Annotated in this window: 20 protein-coding genes; 11 read left to right on the top strand and 9 right to left on the bottom strand. The window is 70.7% G+C overall.

The features are described 5' to 3' along the window. Positions 1 to 90: 90 nt before the first annotated feature. The gene (locus ACWGI8_RS16155; RefSeq protein ID WP_453661392.1) at positions 91 to 2,175 is read right to left on the bottom strand and encodes an RICIN domain-containing protein; all 2,085 of its coding nucleotides are present in this window, start codon (positions 2,173 to 2,175) and stop codon (positions 91 to 93) included. Positions 2,176 to 2,607: 432 nt separating this feature from the next. Then, positions 2,608 to 3,288, bottom strand: coding sequence for a response regulator (locus ACWGI8_RS16150; RefSeq protein ID WP_453661390.1), 681 nt, complete (start codon positions 3,286 to 3,288; stop codon positions 2,608 to 2,610). 266 nt (positions 3,289 to 3,554) lie between these two features. On the opposite strand from ACWGI8_RS16150, the gene ACWGI8_RS16145 reads away from it, so the two are divergent. From ACWGI8_RS16145 to ACWGI8_RS16135, 3 genes are all read left to right on the top strand, one after another. After that, positions 3,555 to 4,556, top strand: a complete 1,002-nt coding sequence (locus tag ACWGI8_RS16145) for an ABC transporter ATP-binding protein (RefSeq protein WP_453661389.1) — start codon at positions 3,555 to 3,557, stop codon at positions 4,554 to 4,556. Then, complete coding sequence (locus tag ACWGI8_RS16140; RefSeq protein WP_453661387.1) at positions 4,553 to 5,368, top strand: ABC transporter permease; 816 nt, start codon at positions 4,553 to 4,555, stop codon at positions 5,366 to 5,368. Before ACWGI8_RS16145 ends, ACWGI8_RS16140 begins: the two co-directional genes overlap by 4 nt. A 123-nt stretch (positions 5,369 to 5,491) precedes the next feature. Then, positions 5,492 to 7,225, top strand: a complete 1,734-nt coding sequence (locus tag ACWGI8_RS16135) for a sensor histidine kinase (RefSeq protein WP_453661385.1) — start codon at positions 5,492 to 5,494, stop codon at positions 7,223 to 7,225. A gap of 165 nt (positions 7,226 to 7,390) precedes the next feature. Here the strand turns inward: ACWGI8_RS16135 and ACWGI8_RS16130 are convergent, their stop codons facing one another. Both ACWGI8_RS16130 and ACWGI8_RS16125 read right to left on the bottom strand, forming a co-directional pair. After that, positions 7,391 to 7,657: a DUF397 domain-containing protein gene (locus tag ACWGI8_RS16130; protein ID WP_453661383.1), complete on the bottom strand. Its 267-nt coding sequence runs from the start codon at positions 7,655 to 7,657 to the stop codon at positions 7,391 to 7,393. Then, entirely contained in the window at positions 7,614 to 8,465 is an 852-nt protein-coding gene (locus ACWGI8_RS16125; protein WP_453661382.1) for a helix-turn-helix domain-containing protein, read from the bottom strand. The genes ACWGI8_RS16130 and ACWGI8_RS16125 overlap by 44 nt, the downstream gene beginning before the upstream one ends. A gap of 92 nt (positions 8,466 to 8,557) precedes the next feature. Between ACWGI8_RS16125 and ACWGI8_RS16120 the strand changes: the two genes are divergently transcribed. Next, positions 8,558 to 8,983, top strand: coding sequence for an ATP-binding protein (locus ACWGI8_RS16120; protein ID WP_453661380.1), 426 nt, complete (start codon positions 8,558 to 8,560; stop codon positions 8,981 to 8,983). A 4-nt stretch (positions 8,984 to 8,987) separates the two neighbouring features. Here ACWGI8_RS16120 and ACWGI8_RS16115 read toward each other — a convergent pair whose 3' ends face one another. Further along, positions 8,988 to 9,542, bottom strand: coding sequence for an SDR family oxidoreductase (locus ACWGI8_RS16115; protein ID WP_453661379.1), 555 nt, complete (start codon positions 9,540 to 9,542; stop codon positions 8,988 to 8,990). A gap of 252 nt (positions 9,543 to 9,794) precedes the next feature. Here ACWGI8_RS16115 and ACWGI8_RS16110 point away from each other — a divergent pair, with 252 nt between their 5' ends. The 4 genes from ACWGI8_RS16110 (at position 9,795) to ACWGI8_RS16095 (ending at position 13,787) form a co-directional block, all read left to right on the top strand. Continuing rightward, entirely contained in the window at positions 9,795 to 11,369 is a 1,575-nt protein-coding gene (locus ACWGI8_RS16110) for a hypothetical protein (protein WP_453661378.1), read from the top strand. Between the two features lie 200 nt (positions 11,370 to 11,569). Next, positions 11,570 to 12,682, top strand: coding sequence for a DUF2330 domain-containing protein (locus tag ACWGI8_RS16105; RefSeq protein ID WP_453661393.1), 1,113 nt, complete (start codon positions 11,570 to 11,572; stop codon positions 12,680 to 12,682). A gap of 21 nt (positions 12,683 to 12,703) precedes the next feature. Further along, entirely contained in the window at positions 12,704 to 13,372 is a 669-nt protein-coding gene (locus ACWGI8_RS16100) for an O-methyltransferase (protein ID WP_453661376.1), read from the top strand. 97 nt (positions 13,373 to 13,469) lie between these two features. After that, positions 13,470 to 13,787, top strand: a complete 318-nt coding sequence (locus ACWGI8_RS16095; protein ID WP_453661374.1) for an antibiotic biosynthesis monooxygenase family protein — start codon at positions 13,470 to 13,472, stop codon at positions 13,785 to 13,787. Between the two features lie 30 nt (positions 13,788 to 13,817). Here ACWGI8_RS16095 and ACWGI8_RS16090 read toward each other — a convergent pair whose 3' ends face one another. Both ACWGI8_RS16090 and ACWGI8_RS16085 read right to left on the bottom strand, forming a co-directional pair. Next, the gene (locus tag ACWGI8_RS16090; RefSeq protein ID WP_453661372.1) at positions 13,818 to 14,528 is read right to left on the bottom strand and encodes a hypothetical protein; all 711 of its coding nucleotides are present in this window, start codon (positions 14,526 to 14,528) and stop codon (positions 13,818 to 13,820) included. 301 nt (positions 14,529 to 14,829) lie between these two features. Beyond that, a complete protein-coding gene (locus tag ACWGI8_RS16085; RefSeq protein WP_453661371.1) occupies positions 14,830 to 15,318 on the bottom strand; it encodes a hypothetical protein in 489 nt (162 codons plus the stop codon). Between the two features lie 195 nt (positions 15,319 to 15,513). Here ACWGI8_RS16085 and ACWGI8_RS16080 point away from each other — a divergent pair, with 195 nt between their 5' ends. Next, the gene (locus ACWGI8_RS16080) at positions 15,514 to 16,707 is read left to right on the top strand and encodes an ArsR/SmtB family transcription factor (protein WP_453661370.1); all 1,194 of its coding nucleotides are present in this window, start codon (positions 15,514 to 15,516) and stop codon (positions 16,705 to 16,707) included. A gap of 84 nt (positions 16,708 to 16,791) precedes the next feature. Here ACWGI8_RS16080 and gdhA read toward each other — a convergent pair whose 3' ends face one another. Continuing rightward, a complete protein-coding gene (gdhA, locus tag ACWGI8_RS16075) occupies positions 16,792 to 18,153 on the bottom strand; it encodes an NADP-specific glutamate dehydrogenase (protein ID WP_453661369.1) in 1,362 nt (453 codons plus the stop codon). Between the two features lie 327 nt (positions 18,154 to 18,480). On the opposite strand from gdhA, the gene ACWGI8_RS16070 reads away from it, so the two are divergent. Then, positions 18,481 to 18,960 (top strand): GNAT family N-acetyltransferase, encoded by a 480-nt coding sequence (locus ACWGI8_RS16070; protein WP_453661368.1) that lies wholly within the window; start codon positions 18,481 to 18,483, stop codon positions 18,958 to 18,960. Positions 18,961 to 19,083: 123 nt separating this feature from the next. Here ACWGI8_RS16070 and ACWGI8_RS16065 read toward each other — a convergent pair whose 3' ends face one another. Beyond that, positions 19,084 to 21,150: an MFS transporter gene (locus ACWGI8_RS16065; protein WP_453661366.1), complete on the bottom strand. Its 2,067-nt coding sequence runs from the start codon at positions 21,148 to 21,150 to the stop codon at positions 19,084 to 19,086. 395 nt (positions 21,151 to 21,545) lie between these two features. Between ACWGI8_RS16065 and ACWGI8_RS16060 the strand changes: the two genes are divergently transcribed. Then, on the top strand, positions 21,546 to 22,439 hold the full coding sequence (locus tag ACWGI8_RS16060) for a peptidoglycan-binding domain-containing protein (protein ID WP_453661364.1): 894 nt from the start codon (positions 21,546 to 21,548) through the stop codon (positions 22,437 to 22,439). The last annotated feature ends 113 nt before the right edge of the window (positions 22,440 to 22,552 follow it).

Genomic DNA, 22,552 nt, shown 5'->3' with positions numbered 1-22,552 from the left:
CCCGGCGCCGCGCCCCCCCCCCCCCCCGCCCGGCCCGAGGCGCGCCCCCGGCAAGATCCGGAAGACAGGCCCTCGGGCAGCCCTGGAGACTCAGGACGCCTTCTGGACCGTCCACACCTGGGCCGGTGCGCCCGCCGCGTTCTGCAGCTCGATCAGCCAGGACCCGTAGTACGGGCGGTTGCTGACGCCGAGGACGTAGCCGCTGTCGCCGGCGGTCACCTTCACCCCGCCGCCGCTGCCGGCGATCCTCCACCGCTGGGCCGCGATGTCGCGGCAGGGCTGCTGCGCCACCCACATGCCGGAGGCGGGGGTGCCGCCGACCTGGAGACACTTGCCCGAGACGGCCGAGCGGATGCGGCTGTAGCCGTTGCCCGCGCCGTCGAAGTACCACTGCTGCTGGGCGTATCCGTTGCGCTGCGAGCCGACCAGGACGGTGTTGTCCGCGCTGTGGCCGCCCCAGATCTCCGCGGCTGCCCCGGTCGCACCGTTGGTGAGCAGATAGCGCGTGGCGGGCGTGGGCGTCGTGCCGCCGCCATCGCCGCCCGCAGTACGGAACGAGGTCGCCCTGCCCCGGCCGCTGTCCCGGCCGGAGGAGTCACGCACCGAGACGGCGACGGTGTAGTCCGTACCCGGCTTCAGGTTGTAGACGCGGACGCTGGTCGTCTGCACCCAGCCCACGGCCTGGCCGTTCAGGAAGATCTGGTACCAGACCGCGCCGTTGACGGGCTTCCAGCCGGCGACGGCGGAGTCCGGGGCGATCTGGCCGACCGTGACGTCGGGTCCGGCGCCGGATCCGTTCGTCGGCGTGGGCCGCGGGGTGGGCCCCGTGGTCGGCGTCGGGCTCGGGGTCGGGCCGGGGTTCGGGGTGGTCCCGGTGGCGGCCCTCATCAGGAACTGGTTGTCGGCGATGTTCCAGTGCGTGGCCAGATAGCTGCCCGGCCTGGGGTTGGTGTGGAAGTAGTCGTCGTGGTTGCAGTCCAGACGGTTCTCGTACTCCCCGTCCTGGCAGATACTGCGCATCTTGGGGTAGTACGGGCTGTCCGAGTAGCACATGACGTCCCACTCGTCCGTGCAGTGCGCGCCCCTGCTGGTGTTGGGAGCGCTGTTGTTCACCGCACCGAGGTTGTGCCCGAGTTCGTGCGCCGCGGTGTGTCCGCCCCAGCAGCCGGTGTCGGTACGGCCGTAGGAGGGGCCGAAGTTGCTGAGGTTGCTCTGGCCCGGACGCTCGTCACCGGCGAAGGTGCCGATACCACAGTAGACCTGAGTGTCCGCGAAGATCATGTACTTGCGGTCGCGGCGGTCGAGACCCTTGTCGGCCAGCGCCCTGTTGGTGGCGCTGAACTCGGCCAGCGCGGACGCCGGGAGCTCGATGTTGAGCACCGTCGGTGTGCAGTCGGCGGCCGTCACGTAGCGGATGTGCCGGACACCGCCGGTGTCCTTGGCGCTCTCCGAATAGATGAGGTCGGCGTCGGCGGCCCACTTGCGGAACGACGGGAGGTACTCGGCGTACCGGTCCCTTCCGGGGGCGTGCGCGTACACGACCTGGACGCGGTTGCCGGTGTTGCCGTCGCTGTCGCACTGCACGGTCTGCCCGGCGGGGCCGTTCGCCGCGGGAGCGTTCGATGCCGAACCTCCGGCGGCGGGAGGGCCGCCGGCCTTCCGGGCCGCGCCGTCGAGTGCGGGCGCGGCGGTGCGGGGAAGTTCACCCCCGGACGACTTCGCGCTCCCCGCCTTGGTCGGGTCCTCGGCGGGCGCGGCCGCCTTCACCGCGGGCGAAGTGTCCTTCTTGATGTCCACGCCCTTCGGAGGGGCGTCGGGGCCATGGGTGCAGTTGCCGCCTGACGTGCGGTACACCCCCGCGCACGGATCCCCCTCGGGCGCGGGCTTCAACCCCTCGTAGACCATGCCCCGCTCGGTGTCGCTCTTCGGGACTTCCTTGAGCGGCTCGGGCTCCTTCTCGCGGGCCGGCTCCTTCGCGGGCTCCGGCGCCGCGACCGGCTCTCCGGCGGTGTCCCCCTGGGCGAGCGGCAGCGGGCGGTTCGTGTCCGTTCCCGGCTGCGTCACCTCGTACGCCACTACGCCCATGACCGCCATCACGGCGACGGCGGCCGTGCCGATTATGAGTCGGCGGGACTTACGACGCTGAGGCTTCTGGAGTCTTCGACGTCCAGGCAAGATTGCACCTCTTCCTTGGTCAGGGAATGGTGCGCGGAAGCTTGCCAGAACAAATAAGCGAATATTTCAGACATATGGGATCACCCCTTTCGGAAGTCACCCCGTAACCAGCGCTATTAAATTGATGAACCGTCAACTTGACTTGCAAATAAGGAAGTTGCGCACCTCGCCCCCCTGCGGTCCAGCCCCACTTAAGGATGTCGTAATCCGATCGAGATCTAGATCTGGGTTTGAATTGAGATTCCGTCAACCCCGCTAATTACGCGCCGAATTGCCGTGATCACGAACGGTACGGAATGCCGGATTGGCTACTGCTCCGGAACGGCCTGGGTGAGGGTCCAGGTCTCGTGGGCACTCACCTGACAGCGCCGCTGTGTGTCAAGCAGCCTGAGCAAGGTGATTTCGCTGACGGCGCCAAAGGAAACGGCCGGGTCAGCGGTGGCTCGGCGGGACCAGGCCGGCCTCGTACGCGGCGATGGCCGCCTCCACCCGGTTGCGCGCGCCCAACTTCCCGAGCACGGCGCTGACATGCGCCTTCACAGTACCCTCGACCAGGTGCAGGCGGCTCGCGATCTCCGCGTTCGACAGCCCGGCCCCGAGCCCGGCCACCACATCACGCTCCCGTTCCGTCAGCCGCTCCAGCGACCGGTGGGGATGGGCCGCTCGGTGCGCGCGCAGCCCGGCGATGACCCGACCGGCCACCCGCGGGGACAGGTAGGCTCCACCGGCTCCCACCGCCCGCACCCCGTTGAGCAGTTCCCTCGGGTCGTCCGCCTTGAGCAGGAAGCCGTCGGCGCCCTCCCCCAGGGCCCGGGTGACGTACTCGTCCTGACCGAAGGTCGTCAGCATGATCACACCGACCGTCGGCAGCTCCCGGTGGAGCCGTGCCACCGCCGTCAGTCCGTCCAGGCCGGGCATCTGGATGTCCAACAGGACCACGTCCGGCCGGTGTCGGCGGGTGAGCGCGATGGCCTCGTGCCCGTCGCCCGCCTCGGCGGCCACCTCGACACCCGGGTCCCGGGTCAGGATGGCCCGCACCCCGGCCCGGACCATCGCCTCGTCGTCGGCCACCAGGACCCGGACCGGTCGGCTGCTGAGTGTCGTCTCTTCCACGCGGCGAGCCTACGGCCGGCGCGCGACCGTGCGAACGGCGATCCCCGGAGATCCGTCCCGGGGCGGAGTGCACCCCCGACGAAAGGCAGGAGGCTGCTGCCGATCGACCGATGGGTCCCGGCGCCGCGGACTCTTAGCGTCGCTTCCGTACGAGAACGCGGCGGCCCGCCCTGGGCGGCGCCCATCACGCGTCCGCCGGCGGCCACCTGCCGTCGGCATTCCGCGTTCCGTATGCCGCACTCCGCGAGCGACAGCGAAGGAACCCCGTGATCACCCTCCGAGGACTCACCAAACGCTACGGCGGCACCCTCGCCGTGGACGACCTGACACTCGACATCCGGGCCGGCCGCGTGACCGGCTTCCTCGGCCCCAACGGGGCCGGGAAGTCCACCACGATGCGCATGATCCTGGGCCTGGACCATCCCACGCGCGGGCGGGCCCTGATAGCCGGCCGGCCCTACGCGGACCTGCGCCGGCCGCTGTGCGCGGTCGGGGCGATGTTGGACGCCCGGGCCGTCCACCCGGCCCGTTCCGGCCGCGCGCACCTTGTCGCCCAGGCCCGGGCGAACGGCATCCCGGTGCGCCGCGTGGACGAGGTGCTGGAGACGGTGGGTCTGACCAAGGCGGCCCGGCGCCCGGCCGGCACGTACTCGCTCGGCATGAGCGGGCGGCTCGGGGTGGCGGGCGCCCTGCTCGGCGATCCGCCCGTGCTGGTCCTGGACGAGCCGGTCAACGGCCTCGATCCGGACGGCGTGCGGTGGATCCGCCGACTCGTGCGCGACCGGGCGGCGGAGGGACGCACCGTCTTCCTCTCCAGCCACCTGATGAGCGAGATGCAGCTGACGGCCGACCACCTCGTCGTCATCGGACGGGGGCGCCTGCTGAGCGACACCTCCATGACGGAGTTCCTCGCCGCTGCCTCCCCTGTGTCGGCGCGCGCCTCGGTGCCCGACCCCGAGGAGCGGGCGACGCTGGTCCGCCGCCTGATGGCGGCCGACGGGGTGAGCGTCGAGACGTCCGCGTCCGGCGAACTCACCGTCGAGGGCCGAGGCGCCGCCGAGATCGGCGACCTCGCCCACCACTGCGGCGTCCGGTTGCACGGGCTGAGAGACGTCCGGATCTCGCTGGAGCAGGCGTACATGGACCTGACCGCGCGCAGCGTCGAGTACGCGACGGGCGGCATGGGCGCGACCACGATGCCCGCGACCGACACCGGCAAAGCCGGCACGAGCACGGCCGACACGGAGAACGAGGGGGGACCACGGTGACCACGGCGGCACACGGCGACCGGACGGACCTGCCCGGGGCCGCGCCCGACACCTTGGGCCACAGCACCGCCGGTGGCTTCGCCGGGGCGGTCGCCTCGGAGTGGACCAAACTGTGGTCGGTCCGCGCCCCCTCCCTCTGTCTGCTGGCGGGTCTCGCGATGACCGGGGTATTCACCTTCTACTACGCCTCGATCGCCCGCATCAACGGGCATCCGGTCCAGCCCGTCGGTAACGCGGCGGCCTCTTCCGCCATCCTCGTCCAATTCACCGTCGTCGTCCTGGCCACGGTCGCGGTGACCTCCGAGTACTCGACGGGGAGTGTGCGGGCTTCACTGTTGTGGGTGCCCCGGCGGCATCGGGTCCAGGCGGCGAAGGCGCTGGTGGCGGCCGTGGTCGCGTTCGTCGCCGGCATCGCATTCGCAGTCGTGGGCACGGCGGTGGCCTGGGGGTCGTTCGGCGGACGGGCCTCGTTCGAGGCCGACACGACCCTCGGGCAGGTCCTGGCCGTCGGGGTCTACCAGGCGCTCGTCGCCGTGCTGACCGTCGGGGTGGCCTTCGCCACACGCCACCCGGCCGGCGCGCTGTCGATCCTGGCCACCCTGTTGTGGGCGCTGCCAAGCGTGCTCCTGGGCCTCGGCAGCGCGCAGCTCTCGGCCGTCAACGACCGTCTGCCGCACGGCGCGGGGAACCACTTCATGCGCGCCGGCGTCGACGCCCCGCTCGCGCCGGCGACGGCGGTCCTGATCGTGGCGGCGTGGGCCGCTGCGGCGCACCTGATCGGCCTGTACGTGCTGCGTCGCCGGGACGCCTGACCCCCTGTCGGCCCCCGCCCGGGCGCCTCTTGACGCCCACCGGGTGGTCGGGCGTCCCGGCCCACCCCACAGAATCGACCCGGGCAGGTGAGGACATCCATCGGAAAGGACGGTCGACGCACCATGTGGCGCAGGCGCACACCCCCCGCCAGGTCCGTGCTCGGCGACGTGACCCTGTCGGGCGTGCTCGCCGCCGCGACCGGCTACGGGTTCCGGGACACCGGCGCGGCCTCGCCGGGCCCGGATTTACTGCTCCCGTTGGCCGTCCTGGCGGTGGCCGCGCCGCTGTCCCGCCGCCGGCCGGGGGCCGCAGTGTTCCTCGTCAACGGGCTGTGCGCGCTGGGCCTGGCCGACTCCGCAACCCCCGCCAACGCCCACGTCCTGTCGCTGGCCGCGCTGAGCTGTCTGCTGGGCGCCCGGGTCGCCGCGGCCCGGGGCCCGCTGCTGGTGCTCGCCGGGTGCCTGGCGGTCGATCTCGCGGCGTGCGCCGTGCTGCGGGCGCAGGCCGTGTGGTGGTTCTACGCGCTGACCGTGCTGCCCACCGCCCTCCTGCTGCCGTGGCTGGCCGGACGCCACTGGCGCGGCCGGCGCGAACTCGTGTGGGAGGGATGGCGGTTGGCCCGGAGTCTGGAAGAGCGGCAACACCTGGTCGCGGAGCGGGCGCGGCTGACCGAACGCGCGGACATCGCAGCCGACATGCACGACTCCCTCGGCCACGCCCTGAGCCTGGTCGCCCTGCGTGCCGGGGCCTTGGAGCTCTCCCCCGACCTCACCGAACAGGACCGCGCCGACCTTGCCGAACTGCGCGGGACGATCGCGGACGCCGTCGAGCAGCTGAGGGAGACCGTCGCCGTGCTGCGCGACCCGCCGGGGACGGAAACGGGCGTCGGCACGGGCCTGCCCGTCGCGGACACCGTCGAGGACCTCCTCGGCCGCGCGGTCGCCTCCGGGGTGCCGGTGCGGTGGGAAGGGCGCGGGCCGGTGCCCGCGCTGTCGCCCCTGGTCGAACGCGGGATGTACCGGGTGGTACAGGAGGCCCTCACCAACGCCGTGAAGCACGCGCCAGGCGGCGCGGTGCTGGTGGGGATCACGCACGAGGCCGACCGCACCCGCGTGAGCGTGGTGAACGCCGCCCCGCCGACGGACGGGCCGGCGCACCGGGCGGAGGGCCCGCCGGCCGGAGTCGGTGCCGGCGGGCAGGGGCTGACGGGGCTGCGGGAGCGGGTTACGGTCCTCGGCGGCTCGCTGCGGGCCGGCCCGTACCAGGGCGGGTTCCGCGTCACCGCCGTCCTCCCGCACCAGCCCCCGGCCCGCCCCGCGAAAGCGGCGTCGGCGGCCGGGACAGGGCCCGGAATGCCGTCCTGGACCCGGGGGACGGACGACGGGTCCGCGTGGGCGGTCGAGAGCGCCCCCCGCACGGCCCCGCGTACCGGCATGAACACGAACCGGGACCCGGACACCGGCACCAGCCCGGAGTCCGCCCGGCGGCTCGCCGACCTCCGGCGCGCCACCCGCCGCCGTTCGCTCGCCGCCTTCGCGGCCCCCGTCGCCGCAGCCGCGTTCTTCGTGCCCGCCGCCGTCTACCTGGCCTGGCAACTGACGACGAGCGTGCTGCCGCCGTCCCGGTTCGACGAACTGGAGACGGGCCGGCCCCGCGCCGAACTCGCCCGTCTGCTGCCGCCCCGCGCCTTCCCCCACCCGCCCGACCACGCCCGTTCCGCACCCCGGCCGCCCGGCACCGTCTGCGAGTACTACCGCTCCGGCCGCGACCTGTTGGACCAGGTCGACCTCTACCGGCTCTGCTGGGCCGGCGACACGCTGGTGGCCAAGGACACAGTGCCCGCGAGCCGGCCCTGACCAGCCCGTACCCCGGCTGGCGGTTCCGGGGGCGGGAAGCTGACCTGTACGGGACCGTTGATGTGGGGTTTCGCGGGCTTCACTCTGGGCCGCCCGTCGGGCGCACTGCGGCCGGGCGGTCCCGCCTGAGACGGTCTCGCCTGACCACCGGGAGCCGTCAGCACATCAGCGCAGCGAGTCGACGAAGGCGCTGAAGGCGTCCGGGGTGAGGGTGAGGTGCGGGCCGTCGGGGACCTTGGAGTCGCGGACGGCGACGAGGTGGGGGGCTTCGGCGACCTCGACGCATTCGCCGCCCTGGTCGCTGCTGTAGCTGGACTTACGCCAGGCGGCGCCGCCGAGGGGGGCGCACTCGACGCAGTCGCCCCCCTGGTCGCCGCTGTAGCTGGACTTACGCCACTGGGCGCCGGTCAGATGTGAGTTGCTGCTCCCCATAGCGATCCTCCATCGTGCGCCGAATCAGCGCGGCCGAGTCCTTGATGGACAGGGCGGCGGCCTGGAGGTGATCGTAACGGAGCGAACAGTCCTTGACCGTGTCCGGGTTGGCCGTCGGATGCCCAGCCCCATAGCCCTCGGTGTAGACGATGGCCGGGTCGCCCGCGAAGCGGTAGAGGTTGAATGAGCCTTGCAGACCGGCATGGGCTCCCGCCGAGAACGGCAGCACCTGGATGTTCACACGGAGGTCGTCCTCGTACGCCAACAGCTGGGCCAGTTGCTCCCTCATGACCACCGGGCTGCCGATCTCCTGGCACAGCGCCGCCTCCCCGAGGATCGCCCAGAACGCGGGCGGCTCGCCCGTGTCCAGAATGCGCTGCCGCGCGAGCCGGACCGTCGTGCGGTCGTCGAGTTTGCTGCGGTCCAGGGCGCCGAGGACGGCGCGGGCGTACGCCTGCGTCTGCAGCAGCCCGTGCACCATGTGCGTCTGGAAGGTGCAGATCTCCGTCGCGCGCGCCTCCAACTCGGCCACCTGTTGGAACCATCCGGGCAGTTGACTGCGCAGCACCAGCCCGAGCATCCGGGTCAGCAACCCACCCGTCCCCAGCGCCGCGTCCACGGCCTGGCTGAACGCCTCCGTCGGCAGCTTCCGCGCCGTCTCGATCTGCCCGACCAGCGACCCCGTGTAGCTGATGATCGCGCCCAGCTGCTTCTGCGTGAGCCCGGCCGCTTCGCGGTAGCGACGGAGCTCGTAGCCGTAGTAGTCGAGCGGCGAGGCGCCCGGGTCGAGGACGTTGATGTGGGTCACGCCGTACCCCCTCGTACGCAACACCGCCCACTCCAGGACGGGTTGTATTCGGTCAGTAGCCGAGAGTAGCCGCCCGACCCCACTCTCGTACCGTGAACGAAGACATCGCCCCCGCCCCCACCCCCGCCCCCCATTACGGCATGCACTTCACGGTCGGAGACCATTCGGCCCGTCATGTACGCCGCATCCTCCGCAGCTACCTGACCCTGTGGGGCATGGCGGGCCTGGCCGACGACGCCGCGCTCGCGCTCACCGAACTCCTCGCGAATGTCGTCCACCACGTCCCGGACCGACGCTGCGCGCTCGTGATCGAGCGCTGCCCGGCGGGTGTCCGGGTGGAGGTCCGCGACGAGTTCCCCGCTCTCCCCCGCATGCTGAGCGCGTCCCCCGACGCCGAGAAGGGGCGCGGGCTGGCGCTGCTGGACGCGGTGGTCCACAAGTGGGGGGTGGAGCAGAGCGGCGCGCCCGGCAAGACCGTCTGGTTCGAGTGCCGTGAGCACCCGGTGGTCCAGGGCTGAGCCGTCATCCTGCCGTTGTGGTGGACGGGCTCATGGATTCGAAGTGGAAGGCGTTGATGTAGCAGTCCCGTGGCTGCTGGATCGCGAAGGTGATGCAGTCGAGCAGGGACTGCGCGGCGAGGGGGTCATGGGCGCCGCGCGGTGTCGCGTCCCACTCCGGCGACAGGGGGTCGCGGGCACTGTCGAAGTCCGGCGGGAACAGCGAGATGACGCGGACTCCTCGTGGCCGCAGTCGACGGGAGAGGGACTCGGTGAAGCCTCGTTGGGCGTGCTTGGCGGCGTAGTACGCCTCGTGCGCCGTCGAGTGCCGGGCCCCGGGCACACCGCAGTCCGAGATCATCGTGATGACATCGGGGCGGGCGGAGGCCAGCAGGAGTGGCAGCAGGTTCTTCGTCACCAGGATGGTGCCCGTACCACCTGAGGCGAGGGTGTCGGCCACGTCCTCGTCGGAGGCCGAGAACAGGTCCGGGCCGTCCAGCCAGCGGGCTCCGTTGTTGACCAGAACGTCGATGTGGTCGGTGCGTTGACCGACCTCCTGGGCGAAGTCGATCTCGTGCACTTGACGTTGAGCTGAGCGACGGTCCGCGCAGGCTGCTCACCCGGCCAATGCGAGGTTGTGCAGGCAACCGATGCTCCACGGCAGGCCCGGTTATCTGCCATGAAGCCCTCCGAGCAGGATGCGGCGCCGTGCCGCGTAGTTTCACACCCCCGGCGGGTGCCGGCCCGCTCACACGCCGCGTGAGCGGGCACGTGGTTTCATCGCGCTCAGCGCTTTCCCACGGTCAGGTCCGGGGGAAGCGGGAAGGGAACGATGACAGACAACACGTACGGCCGTGCCGCGAGAACGGGCGCAGGGGCGCTGCTCGGGATGCTCGCGCTCCTCGTCTCGATGCTCGTGCTGCCCGCGGGCGCCGCACAGGCGGCACCGGCGCTGCCGGGCGGAAAGGCGAACTGGGTCGTCTCGGTCGGCGGCCTGGACCTTCCGTCCAAGACGAGTTTCCACAACTGGGTCCGGCTCGGGTACTACGTCTTCAAGACGGACGGAACCGTCGAGACCAACTACTGGAACTGGAGCCAGCAGGACCGGCCGGTGCGGGAGACCGCCATCCCGGACGCGAACTGCGGCGGCGACGTTCCGGTATGCGACATCAGGACGGTTCAGGGCTTCGGCGGCAGCCCGACAGGGGGCTTTCGCGGCACCTTCGACCTGGTCGGCGACCGGCTCACGGTGACCTGGACCAAGAATACCGCCGGTACGGTGCTCCCCAAGGCGCTCACCGAATACTGGAACGTGGAGACGGGCCTGGCCGACGGCGGGGTGGCCCGGATCGTCAGCTCGACGTACTACGGCGCGTACACGGCGGACAAGGCCCCGAATGTGACGATCCCGGAGGACGGAACCGAGGGGGACTTCTCCGACTACAGCGCCACCTTCGGGATCGGATACGGGAGCAACGCCGAACTGGGTTCGGCGACTCGCGCTTCCATGGACCAGCTCCGCACCGACCCGCGCTACAACGCGCAGCGGTACCGGGGTGCTTTCGTCGTCGCCAAGGACGTGACCTGGAAGGACGGCACAAAGGCAAGCATCGTGGGCCGTGAGGGTGCGGGCGGCGACTGGACGTTCAGCGGTACCGACGGCCAGAACCCCAGTGACCCGTGGAGGGGCTGCCTGGGTGGCGCGTGCATGGGGTACCTCCAGCCCGGCACGGGCTGCGCTTCCCTGGACCTCGACCGTGTCCGGTACATCGGCGAGGTCGGCGGCGGCCGGCGCAACACCGAGGAGTACTGGTGCCAGGGCCTGGCCCAGGGTGCCGACTGCTACCTGCACAACTCGCACCCGCGACCGATGCTGCAGGTCATCGACGACTCCGGGCAGTTCCAGGGCTGGGTCGGTGCCGAGGCGTTCTCCCACGTGGACACGTCGACCGGCCGGCCCGACGACAAGTACGGCCAGGACTACTGGGGCGTCTTCGACATGGTCTCGATCTCCGCGCTACAGCCCAGGGTGGACATCCCGCCGGTGGTCCAGCATTCGAAGTTCACCTTGAACTACGGCAACAGTGTGGCCACCGGCGCCCTGAAGTGGGAGGCCGAGTCCGTCCAGTTCGTCGGCAGCAACCATGTCGTGAGCGGCTGCCGCAGGGCGTACTTCACGGCGACCGGAGCCGACGGTTCGACGAGGACGGGCTCGTCCAGCGGACTGTGTCCGGGCATGACGCCGCCGGAGGACAAGGACACCCGGTCCTTCCAGGGGAAGCTCGACTTCCAGGGTGTGGCTGACGGACCGACCAGCGTTCGGGTGGAGTACCAGGTGGACACCGGGGGTGGGGTCTATACGCCCAAGGTCACCGTGACCTGCACCCGATACGGCGGCTGCAGGTAAGCGGCGCAGGTAAGCCGCAGACCCTCTGCGGGCCGGTCCGCAGAGGGTCCGCGGGCCGGTCGTCGCGTGATCGAATGGCGCGACCGCCGCGGTGGGCGGATCATTGCTTGACGCGGCGATCCACCCGAGGGGGCGCCCTGCGGGCGCCCCCTCGGGCCGACGTCCGGAACCGTACGGTCCATCGCGTCGTCCGAATGGGCATGCGGGGGATGAACAGAATTCTGCTGGTGGTGTGCGCGCTGTTCGCGCTGCAGCTCGGCTCACTGATCGCACCGGCGTACGCGTGCGGTTGCGGGGCGATGATCCCGGAGGGGACGTCCCGGATGGCGGTGGAACGGGAGACGTCGGCGGTTCACTGGGACGGCCGTACGGAACAGATCGTCATGCGTTTCACGGTGGACGGCAACGCGCCGCGGGCCGCCTGGATCATGCCGGTGCCCAGCCGCGCCACGGTCGAGCTCGGTGACGGCATGCTCTTCGACCAGTTGGAGGCGATCACCGCCCCGGAGCACCGGACGCGGCACTACTTCTGGCCGCGCCAGGGCGACTGGCCCTTCGACGTGACGGACGGCGTCGGGGCCGCGGAACCGCCTCGGGCAGCCGGCGCGCCACCCGTCGGCGTCGTCGGCCGTGAGCGCCTCGGCGACTTCGACGTGGCCCGGCTGACGGCCACGGACCCGGACGCACTGGGCGGCTGGCTCGACGAGAACGGCTTCGAGCTGCCGGACCGGCTGGCGCCCGAGCTGAAGCCGTACGTCGACCAGAAGTGGGAGTACGTGGCGGTGCGGCTCGCGCCGGACCGTACGGACGCGACGCTGAGCGGGACGCTCGACCCCCTGCGGATCCGCTTCGCGAGCGAGCGGCTGGTCTACCCGATGCGGCTGTCACGGCTCGCGCGCGAGCCCCAGTCGCTGGGCCTCTACGTGTTCGCGCCGCACCGGATGGAGCCGCGGGACCGGATCGGCGGGGACGCGCCGGAGGTGACCTACGCGGGGAAGGTGGAATCCGGGGGCGCGGTCGGCCGGCTGACCGGGGGCGCGCCGGCCTTCCTCACCGCGTTCGAGCAGCAGTTCCCGGAGCCGTCGCGGATCGACGGGGACCACGAACTGCGGGCGGCCGACGCCGATACGCCGTTCCGACGGGTGGTGTACGAGAACGAACTGCTGACGGTCGCCGGGGTGCCGGTGTGGCTGCTGACGGTCGGCGGGGTGCTCGCCGCGGTGGTGACGGCGGTGCTGCTGCGGGTACGGGCACGGCGCCGCCGGCCGGTGGTGCCGCCGGCGGAGGTGTACGTTCCGCCTCCGCTGTCCTGAGACCTGGGATACGTTTCCTATATGTCTCAAGAGCATTGGACCGCCGTAGACGCTTACCTCACCGATCTGCTGGCCCCGGCCGACGAGGCCCTGACCGCGGCAGTGGCCGCGAGTGACGCGGCCGGGCTGCCGCAGATCGCCGTCGCACCGATCCAGGGCAAGCTGCTGCATCTGCTGGCCCTCGCCCAGGGCGCACAGAAGATCCTGGAGATCGGGACGCTCGGCGGCTACAGCACGATCTGGCTGGGCCGTGCGCTGCCCGCCGACGGGCAGTTGATCTCCCTCGAATACCTGCAGGAGCACGCGGACGTGGCCCGCGCCAACCTCGCCGGCGCCGGTCTCGACAAGGCTGTCGAGGTGCGGGTCGGCCCGGCGCTCGACTCCCTGGCGCAGCTGGAGGCGGAGGGCGCGGGCCCGTTCGACCTCTTCTTCATCGACGCGGACAAGGTGAACAACCCGAACTACGTCGAGTGGGCGGTGAAACTGTCCCGGCCGGGCAGCCTGATCATCGTCGACAACGTCGTACGCGGCGGTGCGGTGGCCGATGCCGCGAGCGAGGACGCGGCGGTCCGCGCGACCCGCCGGATGTTCGAGCTCGTGGCGGAGAACCCGCGGCTCACGGCGACGGCGGTGCAGACCGTGGGTGCGCGCGGATACGACGGATTCCTGCTGGCACGCGTCACCGGCTGAGCCTGGGGCCGTCACCGGCCGAGCGGGGGCCGTCAGCGTCCGGGGCGGTCGCGTGCGCGTCCTACGAGCGCCGCGTTCCGCCCCATATGCTGCCCGTATGAGCGTAGTCAAAATCAACGTACTGACGGTGCCCTCCGAGCAGCGGGAGACGCTGGAGAAGCGCTTCGCCTCCCGCGCGCACGCCGTCGAGAGCTCCGACGGCTTCGAATGGTTCGAACTTCTCCGCCCTGTCGAGGGCACCGACGACTACCTCGTCTACACGCGATGGCGCGACGAGGAGTCCTTTCAGGCCTGGATGGAAGGCCCCATGAAGGCGGCGCACCAGGGCGGCGGCGACCGTCCCAAGCCTGCGGCCAGCGGGTCCACGCTGTGGTCCTTCGAGGTCGTACAGCAGGCCGCCCCGAAACAGGGCTGACGCTCGCCGCCCGCCGGGGCGCGGACGAATTCAGCCGCGTTCGATGACCCGGCGGGCCGCCGCGAGCCAGTGGTCCTTCCTGACTTTCCTCGCACGGAATTCCGCCGGGTGGCTGCGTATGACTTCATTCTGAATTCGGGTTTCCACGGCGACCCAGGCGGTGACGAGTTCCGTCTGCTGCTTGCACTGAACGTCCGCCTGCGCCACGGCGATTTCCCGCCGGGAGGGCCGTGTCGATTTTGCCCATTCGGCGTCCCTCATGACGGCGAGGGGGTTGGCGTAGCGGAAACCCTTCTCCTTCAGGCATGCACTCCACTCGCGGACGACGCGTGCGTACGCGGGGTCGCGCCGGGATGCTGAGAATGCCGCACCGATACGCCGGTTGAACTGGGACTGGTCGACTTGCGGCAGCCCTCGGCGCAGGCTTTCGTGCGCCTGTTTCCAGCATCCGCCTCCGCCCTCCTTGCCGAAGGCGGCCAGCTGTTCCCGGTCCGGCAGTTTCTCCCGCGCCTCCCATGCCGCTTCACGACGGGTTGTCTCGGGATGTTCCGGTGGCAGGTGGTAGCCGAAGCGTGTGGCGAGTTCCGGTTCGACGAGGCCGTAGCGAAGCCGGTTGGACGGTTGACGGTCAATGCCGCTCGGCCGGGGCAGCGCCTTCCATCCCATCCCCTGAGCACGCATGCAGTCGCGGATCAGGAGGTCCTCGGCGGACTCGATCGTATGGATCTGCGGAGTGGACATTTCGTACGCGTCGAAGGGCAGAACGAGGCGTCGCACCTCCGCGCCGACGGCGGGGAGAGCAGGAGCGACGGGTGCGGCGGAAACGGCCGCTTCTTCCCGTTCCTTTCGGTCCTTCGGTTCTTCCCGTGCGGACGACGGTTCGTCCGTCGACGGTTCGTCCGTCACCGAAGAGCACCCGGTACCAAGGAGAAGGAGCGCCAGGACGGCGATGGCGGATCGCGATGACACGTGGTCCCCCTGACGGTCATGAGCCGGAGGCGGGGATGCCGGCGACACACGGCACCCCCGCCCCGCTGCGCTCCTACTGGAACTTGACGCAGCTGGTGCGGTTGTCGAAGCCGTTGGGCGTCAGGTCGTCGTCCGAGGTGTGGGGCTCCGCCTTGTAGGGCGTCCCGCCGCACCTGCCATGCCCGTCCTCGACGCCGTCGTACAGGTAGACCCAGCGGTCGGTCTTGTTCCTGAACGAGCTCGCGCCGTTGTTGACCGACCGGCCTGCGTGGTCCCCGCCGATCCACTTGTTGTTGCCCAGGTACCCGTCGGACCTGCGGAACGGGTACTTGCCGTTCTTGAAGTTGTCGTCCTTGTAGATGATGAACTGGGCGGCCCTGGCACCGATCTCGGTGGAGGACACGGAAGTCGCCGCAGCCTCGGACGCCACGGAAGGTGCCGCGGGGGCCGCGGGGGCCGCGGGCGCGGCTCCTGCGGTCGCGGTTCCGAGGCCTAACAGACCCGCGGTGCTCAGCGAAACGACGCCGAGAGTGAGAGCAAGCTTGCGCTTCATTTCAGTCATCTCCCCCATGCTGTGGTCATGGTCTTCGGTGATGGAGCGTGGCTTGTGACCTGTGCCCCCCGTGACGCCACAGACACTTGCCTTGTGACAAGAACTCGCCTGTGACAGCAGTAATTCAAGCGTCCGGCAGTTGGCACGTACATATGATTCGAGGAGACTCGAATGTGTCGTGAATTGTCCACGGGGGAATTGTTGATGATTCATTTACGCCTGAACGCGGACTCACTGGCAGCGACCCACTTCGTGATATCGCCCTTGAAGCAGGCGGCCGCCGTGCTGCACCCCGGCCAGCCCGAGGCCGCAAGTCACACGTACTTCACGGGCCACGACGTCACGGAGACTCTTCAAGAACGGCGGCTGCGTCTGCTCTCCGCCCTGCGCCGTGAAATCGGCGGTTACGCCCCGGACTTCGTGATCGCCGGCACGGCCGCGGGTCATGCCCCCGACCTCGAAGCGGAGCTCCACAACGTCGCCACCTCCCCTGCCCCGGTCATCACCCGGGAGCTGGAGCGGGTGCTGCACGGGCTGTCCCGGCCGGGCCATTGGGATCGTCCCGGGTCGTCCGGTCAGCCCGCGCTGCGGGAGTTCGTGGATCTGGGAGAGCGGGCCTTCGCCCAGCGGGCCGCCTGCGAGCTGGAGCAGTTCTGGAAGGCCCGCCTCGCTCCCGTATGGAGTTCGCTCCTGGCGCGAGCGGAGGCCGACATCGAGCATCGGACGCGCGCCATCGCGCGGGTGGGGCTGAACAATGCCCTCAACTCCCTGCACCCGATGATCACTTACTGCGACGGCACTCTGAGCCTCGCCGGCGAGTGCGAGGCCGATCTGAGCCACCAGGGCGAGGAGGCGGGACTGTCCCTCTTCCCCTCGGCGTTGACCGCCCGCTGGCTGCTCTGCATCGACCCCTGGAACGAGCGCGGCGCCCGCCTCATCTATCCCGCAGCCCCACTGGGATCCCGTCCAGGCGGGCCGGGTTGGCCGGGGGTGCCGGGCGGGCCGGGTGCGCCGGGTGGCGATCGGGCCGGCCAGCCGCTGGAGGCCGTCATCGGACACTCCCGCCTCGCTCTGCTGAACTGCCTGAGCGAGCCCCGAACCACCACGGACCTGGCCGAACGGCATTACATGAGCCCCTCGACGGTGTCCTATCACCTCAGCCGTCTGCATCGGGTCGGGCTGGTCACGCGCACTCGCGAGGGGAACCGGGTGTACTACCAGCGCGCTTCCAAGGCCCAGCAACTTCTCGATACGAGCTGCGGCCCTGGACCTGAGGCCTCACGCCGACAGGGCGGTCCGGTCCGGCCCCGCCGGAGGCCGGTCACATCGATCACATCGGCCGCATCGGTCGCATCGGTCGCATCGGTCGCATCGGCCAGGGGGATCGTTTCGTCCTGAGCCTGTCCGCCACCGCCGCCCCCTGACTCCAGACCCGCGTACGGTGGGCCAGGGGGCGAGCATGGTGTCAAGACCGGCGTGGTGTCAGATGAGGCCCTGGGCCAGCATCGCGTCCGCCACCCGCTCGAATCCGGTGATGTTCGCGCCCGCGACATAGTCGCCGGGCCGGCCGTAGCGTTCCGCCGTCTCGTGGACGGTGTCGTGGATGCGGCGCATCACCTGGGCCAGTTCCTCCTCGACCCGGGCGGAAGGCCAGCTGTCGCGGGCCGCGTTCTGGCGCATCTCCAGGGCGCTGGTGGCCACACCGCCCGCGTTCGCGGCCTTCGCCGGGCCGAAGGCGACGCCCGCCTCGCGCAGGACGCGGACCGCCGCCGGGGTGGTGGGCATGTTCGCGCCCTCCGAGACGGCCTTCACACCGTTGCGTACGAGCGTGACGGCGTCCTCGGCGGTCAGTTCGTTCTGGGTCGCGGACGGCAGTGCCACATCGGTGGGCACGTCCCACACGCTGCCGCCCGCGACGTAGCGGGCGGAGGCGCCGCGGCGGGCCGCGTAGTCGCTCACCCGGCCGCGCTCGACCTCCTTGATCTGCTTGAGCAGGGGCAGGTCGATGCCCTTCTCGTCGACGACGTATCCGGCCGAGTCGGAGACGGTGCGGACGTGAGCGCCCAGTGCCTGGGCCTTCTCGACGGTGTAGAGGGCCACATTGCCCGAGCCGGAGACGGTGACCTGCTGGCCGGCGAGGTGCTCGCCGCGTACCTTCAGCATCTCGGCCGTGAAGAGCACATTGCCGTAGCCGGTGGCCTCGGTGCGTACGTGGGAGCCGCCCCACGCGGTGCCCTTTCCGGTCAGGACACCGGACTCCCAGCGGTTGGTGATGCGCCGGTACTGGCCGAAGAGGAAGCCGATCTCCCGGCCGCCGACCCCGATGTCGCCCGCGGGCACGTCGGTGTGCTCGCCGAGGTGGCGGTGGAGTTCGGTCATGAAGGACTGGCAGAAGCGCATGACTTCGGCGTCCGACCGGCCGCGCGGGTCGAAGTCGCTGCCGCCCTTGCCGCCGCCGATTCCCAGGCCGGTCAGGGCGTTCTTGAAGATCTGCTCGAAGCCGAGGAACTTCACGATCCCGAGGTTGACGGAGGGATGGAAGCGCAGTCCGCCCTTGTAGGGGCCGAGCGCGCTGTTGAACTCCACGCGGAAGCCGCGGTTGACGTGGATCTCGCCGCGGTCGTCCTGCCAGGGCACACGGAAGATGAGCTGCCGCTCCGGCTCGGCCATGCGCTCGACCAGCTTGGCCTCGCGGAATTCGGGGCGGAGGCTGATCACCGGTGCGAGCGTCTCCAGCACTTCGCGTACGGCCTGATGGAACTCGGGCTCACCAGGATTACGCTGCTGAACGGCTTGCTCCAGGGCTTCGAGCCAGGCGGTGGCGCTGGAGGCGGTGGATGGCATCAGGTGCGTTCCTTTTCCTTCGGCAGTACTTCGGCAGTACTTCGACGGCACTCGGCGGGTGTCCTCCGAGCTTCGGTGCGGCTCAGGCTGTGAAACGGTGCCGACCGGGGCGGGGACACGACGCGACGGCCTTCGTGGGCTTCGTACTCGGACTCGGACTCGTGCTCGTGCTCGGACTCGTGCTCGGACTCGTGCTCGGACTCGTAGGTATACGTAGATCCGGCCGTCGATCGTCGATCATGGGACCGCCTGCTCGGGCGGCCGTCACGGACGCATGCCACCAAATTCGTTCGCCGGGCGGCCGCCGGATCAGGTACAGAGATCGACATGACGACCTGGTCCGTACTCCCCGAGCCCTTCGACACCCCGGCCGCCACCACTCTTCGGCGCGACTACTACGCCGAGGTCGCCGGCCGCTACTGGGGTCGGCCCGCGACCGAGGCGGAGGTCGACGAGGGCCTTGCCGGTGACGGGGTGGAGCGACTCGCGGCCCCCACCGGGGAGTTCGTCGTGGGCCGGTACGGCGGTGCGGCCGGTTCGTGCGGAGGGGTGCTGATGCTGGACGGGCGGACCGCCGAGCTGACGCGGGTGTACGTGCGGCCCGGGTTCCGCGGGTCCGGGGGCGGGCCCCTGCTGCTGGCCGCGCTGGAGTCCGCGGCCGCCGGGCTGGGCGCGCGGCGCATGGTGCTCAACACCCGGCTGGATCTGATCGAGGCCCGCACCCTGTACACGAGGAACGGCTACCGGGAGATCCCGGCGTACTGCGAGGGTCCGTACATGGAGATCTGGTACGGCAAGGACCTCTGACCGGGCTCGGGCTGTGGCTCAGGCTCGGATTCGGGCTCGGATTCGGGCTCAGATTCGGGCTCAGGCATGCACAGACCCAGGCTCGATCCCGAGCCCGAGCCCGAGCCCGAGCCCGGGACATTGTCAGCGGTTGTGCCAGGCCTGGTGGTCGCGATGCGGGGCGCCGACGTGCGGGCGTTCGCCGTCCGAGCCGCAGAGTTCGGCGGTGAGTTCCTTCACCAGCTGGATCAGGTCCGTGGGGCGGTCCGGACCCCACCAGTCGCCGAGCAGTTCGGCCAGCGACTCCTCCCGGGCCGCCGACAGCTTTGCCGCCGCTTCGACACCCTTGTCGGTGAGCATCAGCGCCAGTCCCTCGCGCCGGGCCAGCCCGCGCTCCTCCACCTGTCGCGACGCCTCGGTGATCGCCTTGATCGGTACGGGAGTGACATCGGCGAGCCGGCCCGGCTCGACCATGCCGTGCCGTTTGATGCGCAGCAGCAGCCAGCTCGCCGCGGGGGTCAGGCCCACACCGGCCTTCGTGGAGATCTTGACGTAGATCGCCTTGCGGCCCTCGCGGGAGCCGAGCACCGACAGGGCGCGGGCGCATTCGTCGTACGAGGAGCGCTGGACCGGGTTGGAGGCGAGAGTCTCACTCACCTCGGGCGCGGTGACCGAGCCGCGCAGCTTGTCCTCCCTCAGGAACCAGGCGACGACGAACGCGATGACGACGACCGGCGCCGCATAGAGGAAGACGTCCGTGATCGAGGTCGCGAACGCGTGCAGGACGGACTGCCGCAGGTCGGGCGGGAGTTGTGAAATGGCCCGCGGATCGGCGGCGAGCTCGGCGGGGCTGGTACCGGGCGGCAGCGGCTGCCCCGCGAGCGCGTCGGCGAGCCTCTCGCGGAGCCCGCTCGTGAAGACCGTGCCGAAGACGGCGACACCGAACGACGCCCCGATGGAACGGAAGAAGGTCGCGCCCGAAGTGGCGACGCCGAGGTCCTCGTAACTGACGGAGTTCTGCACGACGAGCACGAGCACCTGCATCACCAGGCCGAGTCCGGCGCCGAAGACGAAGAAGTAGACACTCATCTCCCAGGTGGAGGTGGATTCCGTCAGCTGGTGCAGCAGCAGCAGACCGATGGCGGTCACGCCGGTGCCCACGATCGGGAAGACCTTCCACCGTCCCGTACGGCTGACGATCTGGCCCGAGAGGGTGGAGGTGATCAGCAGGCCGAACACCAGCGGCAGCAGGTGCACGCCGGACAGGGTGGGGGACACGCCCTGCACGACCTGCAGGAACGTCGGCAGATAGACCATCGCGCCGAACATCGCGAAGCCGACGATGAAGCTGATGACGGAGACGAGCGTGAACGTGCGGATCCGGAAGAGCCGCAACGGCAGTACGGGCTCGGCGGCGCGGCGTTCCGCGTACACGAACGCGACGAGCAGGACGATCCCGAGGACGGCGAGACCGATGATCTGTGCCGAGTCCCAGGCCCAGGTGGTGCCGCCGAGGGACGCGACGACGACCAGGCAGGCGGCGACGGAGGCGATCAGGAACGTACCGAGGTAGTCGATGGTGTGCCGGGTCGCGCGCACCGGGATGTGCAGAACGGTGGCGATCACGAAGAGGGCCACGATGCCGATGGGCAGGTTGATGTAGAACACCCAGCGCCAGGAGAGGTGTTGGGTGAAGAGCCCGCCGATCAGCGGCCCGAGCACGCTGGTCGCTCCGAAGACGGCGCCGAACAGCCCCTGGTACCTGCCTCGTTCGCGAGGCGAGACGATGTCGCCGACGATCGCCATCGAGAGCACCATGAGGCCGCCGCCGCCGAGGCCCTGGAGCGCGCGGAAGCCGATGAGCTGCGGCATGTTCTGGGCGATGCCGCACAGCGCGGAGCCGATGAGGAAGATGACGATCGCGGCCTGGAAGAGCTTCTTGCGGCCGTACTGGTCACCCAGCTTGCCCCAGAGCGGGGTGGCGGCGGTGGAGGCCAGCATGTACGCCGTGACGACCCAGGACAGATGCTCCAGGCCACCGAGCTCGCTGACGATGGTCGGCAGGGCGGTGGAGACGATGGTCTGGTCGAGCGAGGCGAGAAGCATGCCGAGCAGCAACGCACTGATCGCGACGAGAACGGTCCGGCGGTTCTGCCCTTCGCCGGGCGCCGGGCCCGGGCTCACGGCCGGGTGCCTGAGTTCCTGCGCCATGGAGTACTCCTCTGGTCGGCAGCACCCTTTCTCTGCTTCTCCTCCTGCTTCTCCCATCCTGGGTGTTCCGGTCGGTTATGGCCTGCCGGAAGGGGAGCCCGTGGGGGCGGCCGCCGGATGGGCTGCATAATCGCAGGCAGCTCAAGGGGAGGGGACCCACGATGACGGGACACATATGTCCTGAATGCGGCAGACAGGTGGACGCGGACGGCAGACCCGGCCAGGGCCGCGGCTGCGCCTGCGCGGAGATCACGGCCGCGGAGGACTTCAATCCGATGCGCATCCGCCCGTATGTGGGCCTCCCGTCCCCGGCGGCGCCGTCCGCGCCAGGGGTTTCGTCCGTGCCGGGGATTCCGCCCGCACCAGGGGTTTCGTCCGCGCCAGGGGTTTCGTCCGTGCCGGGGATTCCGCCCGCGCCAGGGGTTTCGTCCGCGCCAGGGGTTTCGTCCGCGCCGGGGCCGGAGGCCTCGCTTCCGGTACCGGACGGGGCTGCGGAGCCGCCGTACGGGTACGCCGCGCCCGGCGACGGCGAGGCGACCGCGCCCCTGCCGGTGATCCCCGGGCCGACGGACGAGGCTGCGTACGCGGTTGCGGACACGGCTGAGGACACGGTTGCGGACACGGTTGCGGACACGCATGTGTACGTGACCGGGACCGGTCACCGCCGGGTCGAGGAGCGCGGGCGACGCCGAGGGCCCGGGGTGCTGCTCGCCGCGGCAGCCGTCGTCGCCGTGCTCGGGGCCGCCGCGTTCGCCGGCGGGCTGCTCACCGGGGAGGAGGACGGGCAGGACCGGGCGCTGCCCGACCTGGAGAGCCCCGCGCCCTTCCTGACCGTCGCCCCCGACGGGCCCTCTTCCTCGCCCGATTCCCCGAGCTCCTCCGCGTCCTCCGCCGCGGACAGGCCCACCACGTCCGCGTCGGCGACGTCCTCGCCCGGCGGCAGCCCGTCGTCCTCCGCCGCCGCGCCGCCCACCACGGCCCGGGCGTCGCTCCAGGTCTCCCGGGCGACCCCGTCCACCTCGGCCTCCGGCAGCGTCACGACCCTCAGCCCCGGCGACAGCGGCGCCGAGGTCGTCGAGCTCCAGCAGCGCCTCGACCAGGTCTGGCTCTACGACGGCCCGTCCCACGGCAAATACGACGGCCGCGTCGAGGACGCCGTGGCCGAGTACCAGGCTTCCCGGGGCATCGAGGGCGATCCGGAAGGCGTCTACGGCCCGGAGACCCGCCGCGCCCTGGAAGCGGAGACGGAGTACCCGTACGACGGGGGGCGCGGCGGGCGCGGTCACTAGGGGGTGGCGTGTGGGGCTTGCCGGGGCCGATCCACCAGCCACCCAGGCCGGCCGGGCGTGACGCAGCCGCACTCCACCAGCCGGGCCGCCGCCACCACACCGTCGGGCCCCCC

It is taken from the genome of Streptomyces sp. NPDC054841 (assembly GCF_053611045.1).
Note: the sequence above shows the minus strand (reverse complement) of the source record. Positions and strands in the feature narration are given on the sequence as shown.

Excerpts from the sequence above, each read along its gene's own strand:
- ACWGI8_RS16100 (WP_453661376.1), top strand. The coding sequence starts at position 12,704 with ATGTCTCAAGAGCATTGGACCGCCGTAGACGCTTACCTCACCGATCTG.
- ACWGI8_RS16070 (WP_453661368.1), top strand. The coding sequence starts at position 18,481 with ATGACGACCTGGTCCGTACTCCCCGAGCCCTTCGACACCCCGGCCGCC.
- ACWGI8_RS16085 (WP_453661371.1), bottom strand. The coding sequence starts at position 15,318 with ATGACTGAAATGAAGCGCAAGCTTGCTCTCACTCTCGGCGTCGTTTCG.
- ACWGI8_RS16090 (WP_453661372.1), bottom strand. The coding sequence starts at position 14,528 with ATGTCCACTCCGCAGATCCATACGATCGAGTCCGCCGAGGACCTCCTG.
- gdhA (WP_453661369.1), bottom strand. The coding sequence starts at position 18,153 with ATGCCATCCACCGCCTCCAGCGCCACCGCCTGGCTCGAAGCCCTGGAG.
- ACWGI8_RS16110 (WP_453661378.1), top strand. The coding sequence starts at position 9,795 with ATGACAGACAACACGTACGGCCGTGCCGCGAGAACGGGCGCAGGGGCG.
- ACWGI8_RS16080 (WP_453661370.1), top strand. The coding sequence starts at position 15,514 with ATGATTCATTTACGCCTGAACGCGGACTCACTGGCAGCGACCCACTTC.
- ACWGI8_RS16130 (WP_453661383.1), bottom strand. The coding sequence starts at position 7,657 with ATGGGGAGCAGCAACTCACATCTGACCGGCGCCCAGTGGCGTAAGTCC.
- ACWGI8_RS16135 (WP_453661385.1), top strand. The coding sequence starts at position 5,492 with ATGTGGCGCAGGCGCACACCCCCCGCCAGGTCCGTGCTCGGCGACGTG.
- ACWGI8_RS16095 (WP_453661374.1), top strand. The coding sequence starts at position 13,470 with ATGAGCGTAGTCAAAATCAACGTACTGACGGTGCCCTCCGAGCAGCGG.
- ACWGI8_RS16105 (WP_453661393.1), top strand. The coding sequence starts at position 11,570 with ATGCGGGGGATGAACAGAATTCTGCTGGTGGTGTGCGCGCTGTTCGCG.
- ACWGI8_RS16065 (WP_453661366.1), bottom strand. The coding sequence starts at position 21,150 with ATGGCGCAGGAACTCAGGCACCCGGCCGTGAGCCCGGGCCCGGCGCCC.